Annotated in this window: 12 protein-coding genes; 5 read left to right on the top strand and 7 right to left on the bottom strand. The window is 66.5% G+C overall.

The window, feature by feature from the left end; genetic code table 11:
• Nucleotides 1-307: 307 nt before the first annotated feature.
• Nucleotides 308-1,732, top strand: coding sequence for a PLP-dependent aminotransferase family protein (locus ABFA30_RS12065; RefSeq protein ID WP_253081739.1), 1,425 nt, complete (start codon nucleotides 308-310; stop codon nucleotides 1,730-1,732).
• Nucleotides 1,733-1,929: 197 nt separating this feature from the next.
• Here ABFA30_RS12065 and ABFA30_RS12060 read toward each other — a convergent pair whose 3' ends face one another.
• From ABFA30_RS12060 to ABFA30_RS12050, 3 genes are read right to left on the bottom strand one after another with little or no spacing between them, the layout of a single operon-like run.
• Nucleotides 1,930-2,952 (bottom strand): histone deacetylase family protein, encoded by a 1,023-nt coding sequence (locus ABFA30_RS12060; protein ID WP_253081740.1) that lies wholly within the window; start codon nucleotides 2,950-2,952, stop codon nucleotides 1,930-1,932.
• On the bottom strand, nucleotides 2,952-4,193 hold the full coding sequence (locus ABFA30_RS12055) for a Zn-dependent hydrolase (RefSeq protein WP_253081741.1): 1,242 nt from the start codon (nucleotides 4,191-4,193) through the stop codon (nucleotides 2,952-2,954). Before ABFA30_RS12055 ends, ABFA30_RS12060 begins: the two co-directional genes overlap by 1 nt.
• A gap of 30 nt (nucleotides 4,194-4,223) precedes the next feature.
• Nucleotides 4,224-5,528: an MFS transporter gene (locus tag ABFA30_RS12050; protein WP_225789145.1), complete on the bottom strand. Its 1,305-nt coding sequence runs from the start codon at nucleotides 5,526-5,528 to the stop codon at nucleotides 4,224-4,226.
• 366 nt (nucleotides 5,529-5,894) lie between these two features.
• On the opposite strand from ABFA30_RS12050, the gene ABFA30_RS12045 reads away from it, so the two are divergent.
• From ABFA30_RS12045 to ABFA30_RS12030, 4 genes are all read left to right on the top strand, one after another.
• Nucleotides 5,895-6,803, top strand: a complete 909-nt coding sequence (locus ABFA30_RS12045) for a LysR family transcriptional regulator (protein ID WP_225789144.1) — start codon at nucleotides 5,895-5,897, stop codon at nucleotides 6,801-6,803.
• Nucleotides 6,796-6,930: a hypothetical protein gene (locus tag ABFA30_RS12040; protein WP_410045484.1), complete on the top strand. Its 135-nt coding sequence runs from the start codon at nucleotides 6,796-6,798 to the stop codon at nucleotides 6,928-6,930. The genes ABFA30_RS12045 and ABFA30_RS12040 overlap by 8 nt, the downstream gene beginning before the upstream one ends.
• Before the next feature lie 229 nt (nucleotides 6,931-7,159).
• Nucleotides 7,160-8,047: a LysR substrate-binding domain-containing protein gene (locus ABFA30_RS12035; RefSeq protein WP_253081447.1), complete on the top strand. Its 888-nt coding sequence runs from the start codon at nucleotides 7,160-7,162 to the stop codon at nucleotides 8,045-8,047.
• Between the two features lie 112 nt (nucleotides 8,048-8,159).
• Nucleotides 8,160-8,864 (top strand): SDR family oxidoreductase, encoded by a 705-nt coding sequence (locus ABFA30_RS12030; protein ID WP_253081446.1) that lies wholly within the window; start codon nucleotides 8,160-8,162, stop codon nucleotides 8,862-8,864.
• A gap of 27 nt (nucleotides 8,865-8,891) precedes the next feature.
• Here ABFA30_RS12030 and ABFA30_RS12025 read toward each other — a convergent pair whose 3' ends face one another.
• The 4 genes from ABFA30_RS12025 to gnd form a co-directional block, all read right to left on the bottom strand.
• A complete protein-coding gene (locus tag ABFA30_RS12025) occupies nucleotides 8,892-11,087 on the bottom strand; it encodes an OsmC domain/YcaO domain-containing protein (protein ID WP_410045483.1) in 2,196 nt (731 codons plus the stop codon).
• Between the two features lie 117 nt (nucleotides 11,088-11,204).
• Nucleotides 11,205-13,001 (bottom strand): glycoside hydrolase family 15 protein, encoded by a 1,797-nt coding sequence (locus tag ABFA30_RS12020; RefSeq protein ID WP_225789140.1) that lies wholly within the window; start codon nucleotides 12,999-13,001, stop codon nucleotides 11,205-11,207.
• 109 nt (nucleotides 13,002-13,110) lie between these two features.
• Nucleotides 13,111-14,619 (bottom strand): glucose-6-phosphate dehydrogenase, encoded by a 1,509-nt coding sequence (gene zwf, locus ABFA30_RS12015; protein ID WP_410045482.1) that lies wholly within the window; start codon nucleotides 14,617-14,619, stop codon nucleotides 13,111-13,113.
• Nucleotides 14,616-15,596, bottom strand: coding sequence for a phosphogluconate dehydrogenase (NAD(+)-dependent, decarboxylating) (gene gnd, locus ABFA30_RS12010; RefSeq protein ID WP_253081444.1), 981 nt, complete (start codon nucleotides 15,594-15,596; stop codon nucleotides 14,616-14,618). The genes zwf and gnd overlap by 4 nt, the downstream gene beginning before the upstream one ends.
• Nucleotides 15,597-15,660: the final 64 nt, after the last annotated feature.

Genomic DNA, 15,660 nt, shown 5'->3' with positions numbered 1-15,660 from the left:
CAGCGCCGGCGGCCGGCGTGCTGAACCCGACTGCTCGAATTCAACCTGCCGGCCACCCGTACGGGCAGGAGGTGTGCGAAAACACACGCAGGCCTTCCATGGCGGCCTGCTGACGTGCCCGGGGGTTGCCTCCCGGGTGAACTGAAATGCTTTGTCTGGCGATATCTGACACCTAATGTAAAAATGTCGGACACAGAGAGCCATGCACAGTGGCATGAAATCCGCACTGCACTGTACAGGCCGCCAATGCAATACACCCGCGACACCCTGCAGGCGCTTGGCGTTACGCACACCTGAAGGCACCCGAATGCTCGAACTACATCCAGACTCCCCTACCCCGCTGGTCAACCAGATCATCGACGGGCTGCGCGAGCTGATCGACAACCAGACCCTCAAGCCCGGCGCCAAGGTCCCCTCGATCCGCGCCTTCGCCGCGACGTACTCGGTGAGCACCTTCACCGTGGTCGAGGCCTACGACCGCCTGGTGGCCCAGGGGCTGCTGGTCAGCCGGGGCAATGCGGGGTTCTTCGTCAATCGCGCGGTGGGCGAGCTGCTGGACAACCACAACCAGGACGCCGACACCACCCGGCCAACGTTCAACGCCGAGTGGTACCTGCAGCAGATCTTCGAGATCCGCCAGTTACCGTTCAAACCTGGCTGTGGCTGGCTGCCCAACGACTGGATGTACGAGGACGGCCTGCGCCGTGGCCTGCGCCAGGTGGCTGGCAGCCCGCTGGAACTCTCCGGCTACGGCGACCCCATGGGCCTGCCGGAGCTGCGCGCGCTGACCGCGCAGAACCTGCAGCAGGAACTGTCGATCGTCGCCAACCCGGCGCAACTGATGCTCACCCACGGTGCCAGCCAGGCGCTGGACCTGGCCGTGCGCACCCTGGTGCGCCCCGGCGATGTGGTGCTGGTGGACGACCCTGGCTACCCCAACCTGATGAGCATCCTGCGCACCCAGGGCGCCACCCTGGTCGGCGTGCCACGCACCCCGGCCGGCTACGACCTGGATCACCTGGAGCGCCTGCTGGCCCACCAGCGTCCGACAGCCTTCTTCACCCAACCGCACCTGCACAGCCCGACCTGCTCGCGCACACCGCTGGCGCAGCTGCACCGCCTGCTGCAACTGGCCTCCCGGCATGGCTTTCGTCTGGTGGAGAACAACCTGTACGCCGACATGGTGGCCGAGCCCCAGCCATGCCTGGCCAGCCTCGACCACCTGCAGCAGGTGGTGTACGTGGGCAGCTACTCCAAGAGCATCTCGCCCAACGTGCGGGTCGGCTACCTGGTGGCCAACTCCGAGCTGATGCAGCAGTTACTGCACCTGAAGATGCGCTCGGGCCTGACCACCTCGCAGGTGATGGAGCGGGTGGTGTACGCGGCGATCATCGATGGCCGCTGGCGCAAGCACCTCAAGCGCCTGCGCCAGCGCCTGGCCGAGGCGCACCAGGAGGTGGGCCGGCACCTGCATCGGCTGGGCTTCGAGTTGTTCACCGAGTCGGACGAAGGGATGTACATCTGGACCCGGCACCCCGCGATCCCCGACAGCGCCGCGCTGCTCGACGATGCACTGGAGCAAGGGATCATGCTCGGGCCCGGGCAGTTGTTCATGGTCGATGCCCAGGCGACTGGGTGGATGCGCTTCAATGTGGCGTTCAGTACCGATCCGGCGATGTGGGAGTTGCTCGAGAAGGTGCTGGTCAAGCATGTACGTAGGGGTGGCCTGTAGGGGTAGTGCTGCAGGGGCTTGCGGAAGATAGCGTTTTGTCATTTGGGGGGCGCTTGCCCGACCGGTCCGGCGCCCCGCCAAGGCCTCCCACAAGGCCCTGCAAACCACATCATTCGTGACCGACTCGACACCCTGTGGGAGCGGGCTTGCCCGCGAAAAGGCCAGCAGCGACAACGCAACTGCCGGCCCTTGCCCGCTTAACGCCAATCCCCCTTGTCCGCAAAGAACGCCTGCGCATTCGCCTCCAGGCTCTCCAGGTGATACCCCCCTTCCTGCACGATCAGACACGGCAAACGCAACGCCCGAATCTGCTCACCCAACGCCGCAAACCCTTCGGTCGTCACCGCCACCTTGCTCTGTGGGTCCAGCTCGTAGATATCGAAGCCCAGCGACAGCACCAGCACCTCGGCACCGAAGTCCTTCACCGCATCCAGAGCGATCTCCAGTTGCCCCATGAAGTCGGCTTCACTGGCCCCGTGCGCCATCGGCAGGTTGAGGTTGTACCCCTCCCCCGCACCACTGCCACGCTCATCCTCGAACCCAGCGACACCCGGGTAGAAGTTGGTCGGGTCGCCATGGGTCGACACATACAGCACGTCATTGCGCTCGTAGAAAATCTCCTGGATACCCTGGCCGTGGTGCATGTCGGTATCGAGGATCGCCACGCGGCCGTAGCGGCTGCGCAGGGCCTGGGCGGCGACGGCGGCGTTGTTGATGTAGCAGAAGCCACCGGCGGCATCGAAACGCGCATGGTGCCCTGGCGGGCGGCACAGGGCATAGGCCGCGGGCTCGCCATCGAGGATGGCCTTGGCGCCCGCCACCGCGCTCTGCGCCGACCAGTACGCCGAACGCCAGGTCTGCTCGCCCACCGGGCAACTGCCGTCGGCCAGGTAGCGCCCGGCCTGGGCGAGGATGCCGCGCAGGGCGTTGGGCTCGCGCACGAAGATGTTCGACATGACCTCGTCGCCCCAGTCCTCGGGCACCTCCTTCCAGCGTGCATGGGCCTCTTCGAGGAAGGCCAGGTAGGCCTCGCCATGCACTGCCTTGAGCGGGCCGAGGCCGGCATCGTCGGGCTGGCGGATGTCGAAGCCCAGGTCCTTGGCCGCCTGCAGCAGGCGCTGGGCGCGCTCGGGGACTTCCTGGGGCGTGCGCATGGCGCCTCGGGAGTAGTAGCTGCGTGGATGGTGCAACAGCTGTTCGGGATGGAAGTAGCAACGCATCAGACGTCTCCTTGTTCTACACGACCGGCACGGGCCAGCACGGCGTTGAGCAGTACATCCGCGCCCTGGCGGGCGTCTTCGGGCAGCACGTCCTCAGCTTCGTTGTGGCTCAGGCCACCGACGCAGGGGATGAACACCATCGCCGTCGGGCAGTAGCGCGCCAGCAGGATGGCATCGTGGCCGGCGCCGCTGACGATCGGCTGCTGCGCATAGCCCAGGCCATCCACCGCTTGTTGCACCGCCGCCACGCATGCAGGATCGAACGGCGTGGCCGGGCTGACCCAGTGGCGCTCGATACGCACCTGCAAGCCGCGTGTCTCGGCGATGGCCTGCAGGTGCCGGCCCAGGTCGCGCTCCATGGCCTCGATGGCCTCGTCACGGTGATGGCGCAGGTCGACGGTGAAGCGCACCACCCCCGGGATGGTGTTGCGCGAGGACTTGGCGATGGACAGCTCGCCCACGGTGGTCAGGCCCTCGGGGGCGAAGTCGGCGGCCAACTGCTCCACCGTCTGGATCATCCGCGCGGCGCCGTAGAGGGCGTCCTTGCGCAGCTTCATCGGCGTGGTGCCGGCGTGGGCCGCCATGCCCTCGACGGTCACGTCCAGCCAGCGGATCGCCTGGCCGCCGCTGACCACGCCGATGCTCTTGGCGTTGTCCTCGAGGATCGGACCCTGCTCGATGTGCGCCTCGAAGTAGGCATCGACCTTACCGCCCAATGGGCGCGAACCCGCGTAGCCGGTGCGCTGCAACGCCTCGGCCACGCTGACGCCCTCGGCATCGCGAATGGCCAGGGCCTCGTCCAGCGCCAGGGTGCCGGTGAACACCGCCGAGCCGAACATCGCCGGGGTGAAGCGGGCGCCCTCCTCGTTGGTCCACACGGCAATCTCCAGGGGCTTGCGGGTCTGGATGCCGAGGTCGTTGAGACGACGCACCACCTCCAGGCCTGCCAGCACCCCGTAGACGCCATCGAAACGGCCGCCTTCAGGCTGGGTGTCCAGGTGGCTGCCCATCATCACCGGCGCGGCATCCGGGTCGCTGCCTGGGCGGCGGGCGAACAGGTTGCCGATGGCATCCACCGACAGGCTCAACCCGGCCTCCCGGCACCAGGCCGCGAACAGCTCGCGGCCGGCCTTGTCTTCATCGCTGAGCGCCAGACGGCAGCTGCCACCACGTGCGGTGGCGCCGACCTCGGCCATGGCCATCAGGCTCGCCCAAAGGCGCTCGCCATTGCTTTTCAACATGTACGGGTACTCCAATCGAATCGGTGTGGATCAGGCCAGCTCGAGGTGCTGGCTGCGGGCGTACTGGCGCGCCAGGGCCAGGACGCAGATCAGGGAAATCGTGGCGATCAGGCTGTAGAACAGCGCCATCGGCCACCACTGCCCGGTGAAGGTATGGGCCAGCCAGGTGCCGATCAGCGGGGTCAGGCCACCGGCGATGGCGCCGCAGACCTGGTAGGCCATGGAGATCGCGGTATAGCGCACGCGGGTTTCGAACATGCCACTGACGTAGCCGGCGATCACCGCGTAGAACGAGGCCATGCACGCCGCCGCCAGGGCGATGCCGAGCACGATCAGCGGCCCCTGGCCGGAGCTCACCAGCACGAACATCGGGTACGGCGAGGCCATGGCCAGCAACGACACCAGGCACAGGAAGCGGGTGGCGCCCACTTTCTCGGACACCCAGGCGGCCAGCGGCTGCACGCAGAACTGGATGACCGCCACGAAGAACAGGCACTCGAGGATCAGCGCACGCTCCAGGTGCAGTTGCTGGGTGGTGTAGCTGATCATGAAGGTGTTGGTGAAGTAGACCCCGGCGATGCCCAGGGTGTTGGCACCGATGCACAGCAGCAATGGCCGCCAGGCCGTGCGCAGCACCTCCAGCACTGGCGCCTGTTCCTTGCGCCGGGTCTTTTCGGCCTGCTCGCGGCTGGCGATGAACTCCGGCGACTCATTGACCCCCAGGCGAATCGCCAGGCCCACCAGCAGCAACAGCGCACTGGCCAGGAACGGCACACGCCAGCCCCAGCTCATCAGTTCTTCCTCGGGCAGGCGGGTCACCGCGCCGAAGGCCAGCAGCGAGAGAATCAGGCCGGCCGGGCTGCCAAGCTGGGCGAACGAGGCGAAGAAGTTGCGCCGGCCCTTGGGCGCATGCTCGCCGGCCATCAGCACCGCCCCACCCCACTCACCGCCCACGGCGATGCCCTGGACGATGCGCAGCAGGACCAGCAGCACCGGCGCGGTGGCGCCGATCTGCGCATAGGTCGGCAGCAGGCCGATGCCCACGGTGACCACGCCCATCATCAGCAAGGTGATGACCAGAGACTTCTTGCGCCCGATGCGGTCACCGACATGGCCGAAAACCAGGCCTCCCAGGGGGCGGGCGAAGAAACCCACGGCGAAGGTGCCGAAGGCGGCCATGGTGCTGAACAGGCTGTTGTCGGAGGGGAAGAACAAGGCGCCGAACACCAGGGCGGCGGCGGTGGCGTAGATATAGAAGTCGTACCACTCGATCATGGTGCCGATGAACGCGGCGGCGGCGGCGCGGCGCGGCTGGGGCGAAGCGGAAGGCTTCATGGGTCTGGCTCCTTTGCTTTTGTTCTGGCAGGAGTGATTAGGGGCTCACGGCGGCGCTCTGTCGGCGCCTGGTCAAGCTGTTGGGTGGTGCTCGAATACTGTGCCGGTCAACCAGGCGGTGCTTACCGCCCTTCGCGGGCAAGCCCGCTCCCACAAGGCCCCTGCAAACCGCCCCTTTCGTGGTCGACTCGGCCCCTGTGGGAGCGGGCTTGCCCGCGAAGGGGCGCTTGCAAGGCTGGACTGACTGGCATCAGGGCAAACCTGCGACAGCCTTGCCCTGGCTACGATTTATCGGCTCAGGGCTATGATTAGTCAATTTTCTATTTATTATTCGAACTATTAGCCCTGATTATTATCGAGCCCGCCATGCCCGACCGCCTGCTCAACGACCGCCTCGACTGGAACCTGCTGCGCACCTTCCGGGTCATCGGCCAGGAACTCTCCATCAGCCGCGCCGCCGCCCGCCTGCACCTGACCCAGCCAGCGGTGAGCCAGGCACTCAAGCGCCTGGAGGAACAGCTCGGCCGCCAGCTCATCGCCCGCCGCGGGCCACGCTTCGTCCTCACCGAAGTGGGCGAACAGCTGTTCCTGCTCTCTGGCGAGGTGTACGGGCAAATGTCGCAGATCGGTGGCCTGCTGGAGCAACCTACCGACGAGCTGGTGGGCAAGGTGCGCCTGTTGATGATCAGCCGCATCTGCTCGACACGCTTCGACGACTTCCTCGCCGACTTCCACCGCCAGCACCCGCGCGTGGAGCTGGAGATCGATGTGATGCGCAGCTCCGACATCGTCGCGGCCCTGCAGGAAAAGACCGCCACCGCCGGCCTGAGCCTCAATCGCCGGCCCCAGCCGCGCCTGGAGCAACGCCTGTTCCTGCGCCAGCGCTATGCGTTCTTCTGCGGCAAGCACCACGCCCTGTTCGGCAAGCCCGAGGGCGACCTGCAACGGGAGAACTTCGTCAGCTTCACCAGCGACCAGATCGGCGGCATGCTCTCGCCACTCACCATCTTCCGAGACCAGCAAGGGTTTTCCGGGCGCATCGTCGCGTCCTCGCCGAGCCTTGAGGAAGTGCGTCGCCTGGTGATCGCGGGGTTCGGCATCGGCTGCCTGCCCGAGCATGTGGTCGCCCCCGACGTGGACGCCGGGCTGCTGTGGCGGCTGCCGCCCCACGAAGGGATCGCCGACGTCGACATCCACCTGCTGTGGAACCGCGACCAGCGCATGAGCCGTGCCGAGCGCGAGTTCATCGAAGCCCTGCAGGCGAGCCTTGCCTGAGTGCCATTGGGGCTTGCCTCAGTACCCGGCCCTCTCCCTCACCACCACGCTATTCGACATCTCGGTGCTGAACCTGCTGCGCCGATGGCTGGAGCGGGTCGCCAGCAGCGGCTGCCCCTTCATCTGAGCAGCGCGGCAGGAGCGGTGTCGCTCCACAGGGCGGTGGTCATTGTCTGTTCTGCATTTGCAGGTACCGTGGCGACGGTGTCCTGGCCAATGGTCGGCAAGTGGAGAAAGCCCGACAAACGATATAAAGAACGCGTCTGCTTGAGAAACACTCAAGCCAGCCCATTCGTGGTCGGCCCGGCCCACGCGCTTTGTTATCCTCACCGCTCCCTGTCGACAAGCGCCCCCTCATGACCGACGGCCCAGCCACCCTCCCCCCACTCAACGGCCTGCGTGTATTCGAGGTCGCCTCCCGACACCTGAACTTCCGCCTCGCGGCCGAGGAGCTGGGGGTTACCCAGGCTGCCGTGGCCCAACAGGTCCGCGCCCTGGAAGCGAACCTGGGCATCAAGTTGTTCGAGCGTCTGCCGCGCGGGCTCAGGCTGACCGACGCGGGCCTGGGCTACAGCAGGACCCTGCGCAACGCCTTCGCCCTGATCAGCGAGGCAACCAGCGCCCTGCGCCCAGGCAACAGCCACCTGACGGTGAGCGTCACCCCTACCTTCGCCTCGAAATGGCTGATCCCGCGGCTGGCGTCCTTCACCGAGGCCCATGGCGAGATCGACCTGCGGGTCCTGGCCACCGACCGCCTGTCGCAGTTCCATGCCGATGGCGTGGACCTCGCCGTGCGCTACGGCCAGCCACCGTTCGGCCCTGGGCTCAACACCGAGCGGCTGCTGGAGCAGCGCGTGGTCGCGGTGGCCAGCCCAACGCTGCTGGCGCAGAGGGGCAGGCCGCAGAACCTCGAGCAGCTACAGCACTTCCTGCTGCTGCACGACGCCCACAATTTCTGGCCTGAATTCATCGCCGGGTTGTTCGGGCAACCGGCGCAGCCCATGCCGAAGAACGTGCGTTTCAACCAGACCTCACTGGCCATCGAAGCGGCCATCGCCGGCCAGGGGCTGGCGCTGTCGAGCCACTTCTTCGTGCAGAGCGACCTGGAGGCCGGGCGCCTGGCCCTGGTCTTCGACCATGCCTTGCACCTGGACAAGCATTTCTACCTGGTATGGCCGCGCAAGGGCGGCATGCCGGCGGCGCTGGAGACCGTACGCCAGTGGCTGCTACGCCAGGCGCGCTGACAACCCAGTAGTTTTTCTACTGTTACAACGAAGGCCACCTGCCTCCCGCCCACGTATTGGCCGGTGCTAGTCTGGTGGCCATTCACCGGACCACAGCCCCAAGGGAGGCCTTATGTCAGTAGAAAAAGTAGCGATCATCACCGCCGGCGGCAGCGGCATGGGCGCAGCGGCGGCCCGACGCCTGGCCGCGGAGGGGTTCAAGGTGGCGATCCTCTCGTCCTCGGGCAAAGGCGAAGCGCTGGCAAAGGAGCTGGGCGGCATCGGTGTGACCGGCAGCAACCAGTCCAACGACGACCTGCAGCGCCTGGTCGACGCCACCCTGCAGCAATGGCAGCGCATCGACGTGCTGGTCAACAGTGCCGGCCACGGCCCGCGCGCGCCGATCCTGGCGCTCAGCGACGACGACTGGCACGAGGGCATGGACACCTACCTGCTCAACGTGATCCGCCCTGCCCGCCTGGTCACGCCGGTCATGCAGCGCCAGCAAGGCGGCGTGATCATCAACATCTCCTCGGCCTGGGCCTTCGAGCCCAGCGAGCTGTTCCCCACCTCGGCCGTGTTCCGCGCAGGCCTGGCGGCGTTCAGCAAGCTCTTTGCCGATACCTACGCCAAGGACAACATCCGCATCAACAACGTGCTGCCGGGCTGGATCGACAGCCTGCCGGCCACCGAGCAACGCCGCGACAGCGTGCCGCTCAAGCGCTACGGCACGAGCGAGGAGATCGCCGCCACCATCGCCTTCCTGGCCAGCGAGGGCGCGGCCTACATCACCGGGCAGAACCTGCGCGTCGATGGCGGGCTGACCCGCAGCGTCTGACCGCCACCCCGCCCCCGTAGGGCCCGGTCACGAGGCGAGCCGGGCCCGCGCCGCGTGCAGTTTCTTGTAGCTGTCGATCAGCCGCAGGTGCCTGTCGAGCCCCTCCAGCTTCATGCTGGTGGGCGTCAGGCCGTAGAAGCGCACGCTGCCGTCCACCGAGCCGAGCACCGCGTACATCCGCTCGTTGCCGAACATCCGGCGGAAGTTGACCTCGTAGTCCTCCAACGCCAGCTCGTCGTCCAGCACGACCTCCAGCACCACGTTCAGGGCCTGGTAGAACAGGCCGCGCTCGACGGTGTTGTCGTTGAACTGCAGGAAGGCCTCCACTAGTTCCTTGGCCTCTTCGAGCTGCTGCAGGGCGAGATGGATCAGCAGCTTGAGCTCCAGGATCGTCAGCTGGCCCCAGGCGGTGTTGTCGTCGAACTCGATGCCGATCAAGGTGGTGATGTCGGTGTAGTCATCCTGTTCGCTGTCTTCCAGGCGTTCGAGCAGCGCCTGCAAGGCGGCATCGTCCAGGCGGTGCAGGTTCAGGATATCGGCACGGAACAGCAGCGCCTTGTTGGTGTTGTCCCAGATCAGGTCGTCCACCGGGTAGATTTCCGAATAGCCCGGCACCAGGATGCGGCAGGCGGTTGCCCCCAGGTGCTCGTACACCGCCATGTAGACTTCCTTGCCCATGTCTTCGAGGATGCCGAACAAGGTCGCGGCTTCCTCGGCGTTGGAGTCGTCGCCCTGGCCGGAGAAGTCCCACTCGACGAACTCGAAGTCGGCCTTGGCGCTGAAGAAACGCCACGACACCACGCCGCTGGAGTCGATGAAGTGCTCGACGAAGTTGTTCGGCTCGGTCACCGCCTGGCTTTCGAAGGTGGGCTGCGGCAGGTCGTTCAGGCCCTCGAAGCTGCGGCCCTGCAGCAGCTCCGTGAGGCTGCGCTCCAGCGCCACCTCGAAGCTCGGGTGGGCGCCGAACGAGGCGAACACACCGCCGGTACGCGGGTTCATCAAGGTCACGCACATCACCGGGAACGCCCCGCCCAGCGACGCATCCTTCACCAGCACCGGGAAACCCTGCTCTTCCAGCCCCTGGATACCGGCCAGGATACCGGGGTACTTCGCCAGGACTTCGTGCGGCACATCGGGCAGGGCGATCTCGCCTTCGAGGATTTCGCGCTTCACCGCACGCTCGAAGATTTCCGACAGGCACTGCACCTGCGCTTCGGCCAGCGTATTGCCCGCACTCATGCCATTGCTCAGGAACAGGTTCTCGACCAGGTTGGAGGGGAAATACACCACCTCACCGTCCGACTGGCGCACATACGGCAGCGAGCAGATGCCACGCTCGACGTTGCCGGAGTTGGTGTCGTACAGGTGCGAGCCGCGTAGCTCGCCATCGGGGTTGTAGATCGCCAGGCAATGGGCGTCGAGGATCTCGGCCGGCAGTGCGTCCTTGCGCCCGGGCTTGAACCAGCGCTCGTCCGGGTGGTGCACGAACGCCGCATTGGCGATGTCTTCGCCCCAGAACTGGTCGTTGTAGAAGAAGTTGCAGTTCAGCCGCTCGATGAACTCGCCCAGGGCCGAGGCCAGCGCGCTTTCCTTGGTGGCGCCCTTGCCATTGGTGAAGCACATCGGCGAGTGGGCATCGCGCAGGTGCAGCGACCAGACATTGGGCACGATGTTGCGCCACGAGGCGATCTCGACCTTCATGCCCAGGCCCGCCAGGATGCCCGACATGTTGGCGATGGTCTGCTCCAGCGGCAGGTCCTTGCCGACGATGTAGGTGCTGGCGTGCGCGTCTGCGTCTGGCATCAGCAGGGCCTGGGCATCGGCGTCGAGATTCTCCACTTCCTCGATCACGAACTCAGGGCCGGTCTGCACCACTTTCTTCACCGTGCAGCGGTCGATCGAACGCAGGATGCCCTGGCGGTCCTTCTCGGAAATGTCCGCGGGCAGCTCGACCTGGATCTTGAAGATCTGGTTGTAGCGGTTTTCCGGGTCGACGATGTTGTTCTGCGACAGGCGGATGTTGTCGGTGGGGATATTGCGCGTGTTGCAGTACAGCTTCACGAAGTAGGCGGCACACAACGCCGACGAGGCCAGGAAGTAATCGAACGGCCCTGGTGCCGAACCATCGCCCTTGTAGCGGATAGGTTGGTCGGCAACCACCGTGAAGTCATCGAACTTGGCTTCGAGACGGAGGTTGTCGAGAAAATTGACCTTGATTTCCATGCGGGGGCACCAGAGAGAGCGAGCAGAACGAAATGGCCGCCATTATCCTGATGCTGTCCCGCTAAGCCAAGCGTGATGCCAATTGCGGCCGCTTCGCGCCCCAGAGGATTACCGGGCTCAACCGCAACTGGCCCGGTCTCGCACCGGACACTGCGCCCGGTGCAGGTTCAACGCGGTATTGATGATGCCGATGTGACTGAACGCCTGCGGGAAGTTGCCCAGCATACGCTTGCCCAAGGGATCGTACTGCTCGGCCAGCAAGCCCACGTCATTGCACAACCCAGTCAGCCGCTCGTACAACGCCTGCGCCTGCGCATGCCGCCCGAGCAGCACGTAGACGTCCGCCAACCAGAACGAGCAGACCAGGAAAGTCCCCTCCCCAGGCGTCAGCCCGTCGCTGCAAAGGTCGCTGTCGTAGCGCAGCAACAGGCCGTTGCGCAGCAGGCGTCGCTCGATCTGTTCGAGGGTCCGCAGGAAACGCGGGTCATCGGCCGGCAGGAAACCGGTCAGGGCGATCTGCAGGAGGCTGGCATCCACCTCGCTCGAGCCGTAGGCCTGGACGAAACACTGGCGGCTTGGGTCCAGCCCCTGCTGGCAGACGTCCCGGTGGATCTCGTCCGCCACCTGGCGATAGTGCCGTCCACGCTCGCGGTCTTCTTCGGTGGTGTCCGACAGGCTCGCCGCACGGTCGAACGCGACCCAGGCCATGACCTTGGAATGCACGAAGTGCTGGCGCCCGCCGCGCACCTCCCAGATGCCTTCGTCAGGCTCGCGCCAGATCTTCTCCAGGTACGGCAGGATCAGCCGGGCGATGGCGGAGCTGCGCGGGTGGCGTGGCAGGCCGCCACGGATGGCCTGGGTCATGGCGTCGGCCAGCTCGCCATAGATATCCAGCTGCAACTGCTGCGCGGCGGCATTGCCGACACGCACCGGCTGGGAGTGCTCGTAGCCGGCCAGCCAGGGCAAGGTGAACTCGTGCAGGTCCCGCTCGCCTGCCAAGCCATACATGATCTGCATCTGCTCGGGGTTGCCGGCCACCGAGCGCAGCAGCCATTCGCGCCAGGCCTGGGCCTCGTCGAAGTAACCCAGGTTCATCAAGGCCAGCAAGGTCATGGTGGCGTCGCGCAGCCAGCAGTAGCGGTAGTCCCAGTTGCGCTCGCCGCCGACGCGCTCGGGCAGCGAAGTGGTGGCGGCGGCGACGATGCCACCGGTGGGGGCGTAGGTCAGGGCCTTGAGGGTCAGCAGGGAGCGGCGCACCAGCGGCGTCCAGGGGCCGACGTCCGGGCAGCGCGCGGCGAAGGCCTGCCATTGGCTGATGCTGCGCTCCAGGGCCTGGTCGATGTCGAAGTCAGGTTGCGGGGGCAGGTGCGAAGGCTGGTGGCGCAGGCTGAAGACCTGGCGCTCGCCGGCGCACACGCGAAAGCGGCTGACGCTGTGGTGATCGCGAGAGTGCACGGCCTCGGTGCTGCGCAGAATCAGGCGGTCGGGGCCGGCGACCGCGCTGAGGGTCAAGGGGTCGAGCTTTTCCACCCAGGGGACGCTGCGGCCGTAGTCGAAGCGCAGCACCAGGTCCATCTCGAAGGCGGTTTCGCCGGCCAGGCCTTCGACGATGCGCACCACGGCGTTGTGCTCGCCCAGGGGCATGCAGTCGATGACCCGGGCGCGGCCGGTGGCGGTGATGTAGGTGGTTTCGAGCACCAGGGTGTCGTCGAGGTAGCGACGCTGGGTGGCTTCCACAGGGTCGCTGGGGGCCAGGCGCCAGCGACCGTTTTCCTCGTTGCCGAGCAGGGCGGCGAACACGGCGGGGGCGTCGAAGCGTGGCAGGCAGAGCCAGTCGAGGGAGCCGTCGCGGCTGACCAGGGCGGCGCTGCGGCAATTGCCCAGCAGGGCGTAGTCTTCGATCGGGGCTGGCATGGCGCCTCCTCTGTTGCACTGCGGATGACAGGCCGCTCCCGGGCTCATCGGCGATCGACTCGGCCCCTGGGCGCGGGTTTGCCCGCGAATGGCCGGTGCCAGCACCGCGTCACCCCAAGGGATGCCACTCGCGCTTGTCGCGGGCCAGCAGCTCGTTGCCCGCCTCGGGGCCGTCCTGGCCTGCGGGGTATTCGTGGACCTCCCCGCCATGGGCCCAGGCGTCGAGGAACGGCTGCACGGCGCGCCAGCCGTTCTCGATGTTGTCGGCGCGCTGGAACAGGGTCTGGTCGCCGGTAAGGCAATCGTAGATCAGGGTCTCGTAGCCGGTCGCCGGGGTCATCTTGAAGAAGTCCTTGTAGGCGAACCCCAGCTCGACGTTCTCCATCACCAGTTCCGGGCCGGGCCGCTTGGCCTGCAGGTCGAACCACATGCCTTCGTTGGGCTGGATCTGGATCTTCAGGTAGTTGGGCTTGGGCCGCTCCAGCTCGGACTCGCGAAACTGCGCATAGGGCGCGGGCTTGAAGCAGATGGCGATCTCGGTATCGCGCACGCTCATACGCTTGCCGGTGCGCAGGTAGAACGGCACGCCAGCCCAACGCCAGTTGTCGATCATCACCTTGAGGGCGACGTAGGTCTCGGTACGGCTCGCGGGGTCGACATTGGCCTCCTGGCGATAGCCAGGCAGGCGCTTGCGGCCCTGCTTGCCAGCCACGTACTGGCCGCGCACCGAGTGCTTGAGGGCCAGCTTCTGCGACCAGGGGCGGATGGCGCCGATCACCTTGGCCTTTTCGCTGCGCACGGCATCGGCGGCGAAGGCGGCCGGCGGCTCCATGGCGACCATGGCCAGCAGCTGGAACAGGTGGTTGGGCACCATGTCACGCAGGGCGCCGGTGTGGTCGTAGAAGGCGCCTCGGGTCTCGACGCCGACGGTCTCGGCGGCAGTGATCTGCACATGGTCGATGTAGTGGTTGTTCCAGAACGATTCGAACAGGCCGTTGGAGAAGCGGCTGACCAGGATGTTCTGCACCGTCTCCTTGCCCAGGTAGTGGTCGATCCGGTAGATCTGCCGCTCGCTCATCACCCCCAGCAGGCAGGCGTTGAGGGCCTCGGCGCTGGCCAGGTCGGTGCCGAAGGGCTTTTCCACCACCACCCGGCGAAAGCCGCCGTGGGACTCGTCGAGCAGGCCCGCGTCACCCAGGCGCTGGGCCACTTCAGGGAAGAAGCGTGGCGAGGTGGCCAGGTAGAAGATGGCATTGCCGTGGCTGGTCTTGGCGATGCGCCGGGCGATCGCGGCATAGGTGGCCGGGTCCAGGAAGTCGCCGGTCTGGTAGTCCAGGCGCTTGGCCAGGCGCGCCCAGACCTTCTCGTCCAGGCACTTGCCGACGCCCTCACCGCCCTTGTCGCGCTCGACCATGAAGGCATGCAGGCGCTCGGCGAATGTCTCGGCGGTCGCACTGTTGTGGTCGACGCCAACGATGCGCAGGTTGCGGTCCAGCAGGCCGTCGCGGCTCAGGTTGTACAGCGCCGGCATCAGCAGGCGCTTGACCAGGTCGCCGTTGGCACCGAACAGAAACAGCGTGCAAGGCGGCGCGGCGGAGCTGCCGTTGTGTGCGTTCATTCGCGCTTCTCGACGTGGCCGCCGAAGCCCAGGCGCATGGCCGAGAGGATCTTGTCGCCATAGGTGCCCTGCTGCTGGCGCGAACGGAAGCGGGCGAACAGCGCGCTGGACAGCACCGGTACCGGCACGGCCTGCTCGACGGCAGCGTCGATGGTCCAGCGCCCTTCGCCACTGTCGGACACCGAGCCGCTGAAGCCGGCCAGTTGCGGGTCGGCCACCAGGGCGTCGGCGGTCAGGTCCAGCAGCCAGGAGGTGACCACGCTGCCACGGCGCCAGACTTCGGCGATCTCGGCCAGGTCCAGGTCGAAGCGCTGGTCCTCGGGCAGCTCGCTACCGCCCTTGCTGCGCAGCAGGTCGAAGCCTTCGGCGTAGGCTTGCATCAGGCCGTACTCGATGCCGTTGTGCACCATCTTCACGTAGTGCCCGGCCCCGGCGGGGCCGGCATGGATATAGCCGTGCTCGGCGCGCCCATGCTCGCCCTCGCGACCCTGGGTGCGGGGGATGTCGCCAACGCCGGGGGCAAGGGCCTTGAACAGCGGCTCCAGGCGCTCGAACACGTCTTTCTCGCCACCGATCATCATGCAGTAGCCACGGTCCAGGCCCCAGACGCCACCGGAGGTGCCGACGTCCAGGTAGTGCAAGCCGCGCCCGGCCAGTTCGGCGGCGCGGCGCATGTCGTCCTTATAGAAGGTGTTGCCACCGTCGATGATCGCATCGCCCGGCTCCAGCAGTTCGGCCAGCTGGGCGATGGTCTGCTCGGTCGGTGCGCCGGCCGGCAGCATCACCCACACCGCCCGCGGTGCCTTGAGTTTCTGGACCAGGGCACCGAGGTCGTGGGCCCCTTGGGCGCCCTCGCCTTCCAGTGCGCTCACCGCGTCACGGTTGCGGTCGTGGACCACGGTGCGATGCCCTGCGCGCATCAGCCGTCTTGCGATGTTGCCGCCCATGCGGCCCAGCCCGACGATTCCCAGTTGCATGTGCCGATGCTCCCCTTACGAAATAGATGACAAGGCGGTTCAGGTTTTCAGGTTAGTCCAGTGC

Source organism: Pseudomonas sp. HLMP (assembly GCF_046365545.1).
GTDB lineage: Bacteria > Pseudomonadota > Gammaproteobacteria > Pseudomonadales > Pseudomonadaceae > Aquipseudomonas > Aquipseudomonas guariconensis_B.
The sequence above is the reverse complement of the archived record's forward strand: the minus strand, read 5'-3'. Positions and strand labels throughout refer to the sequence as shown.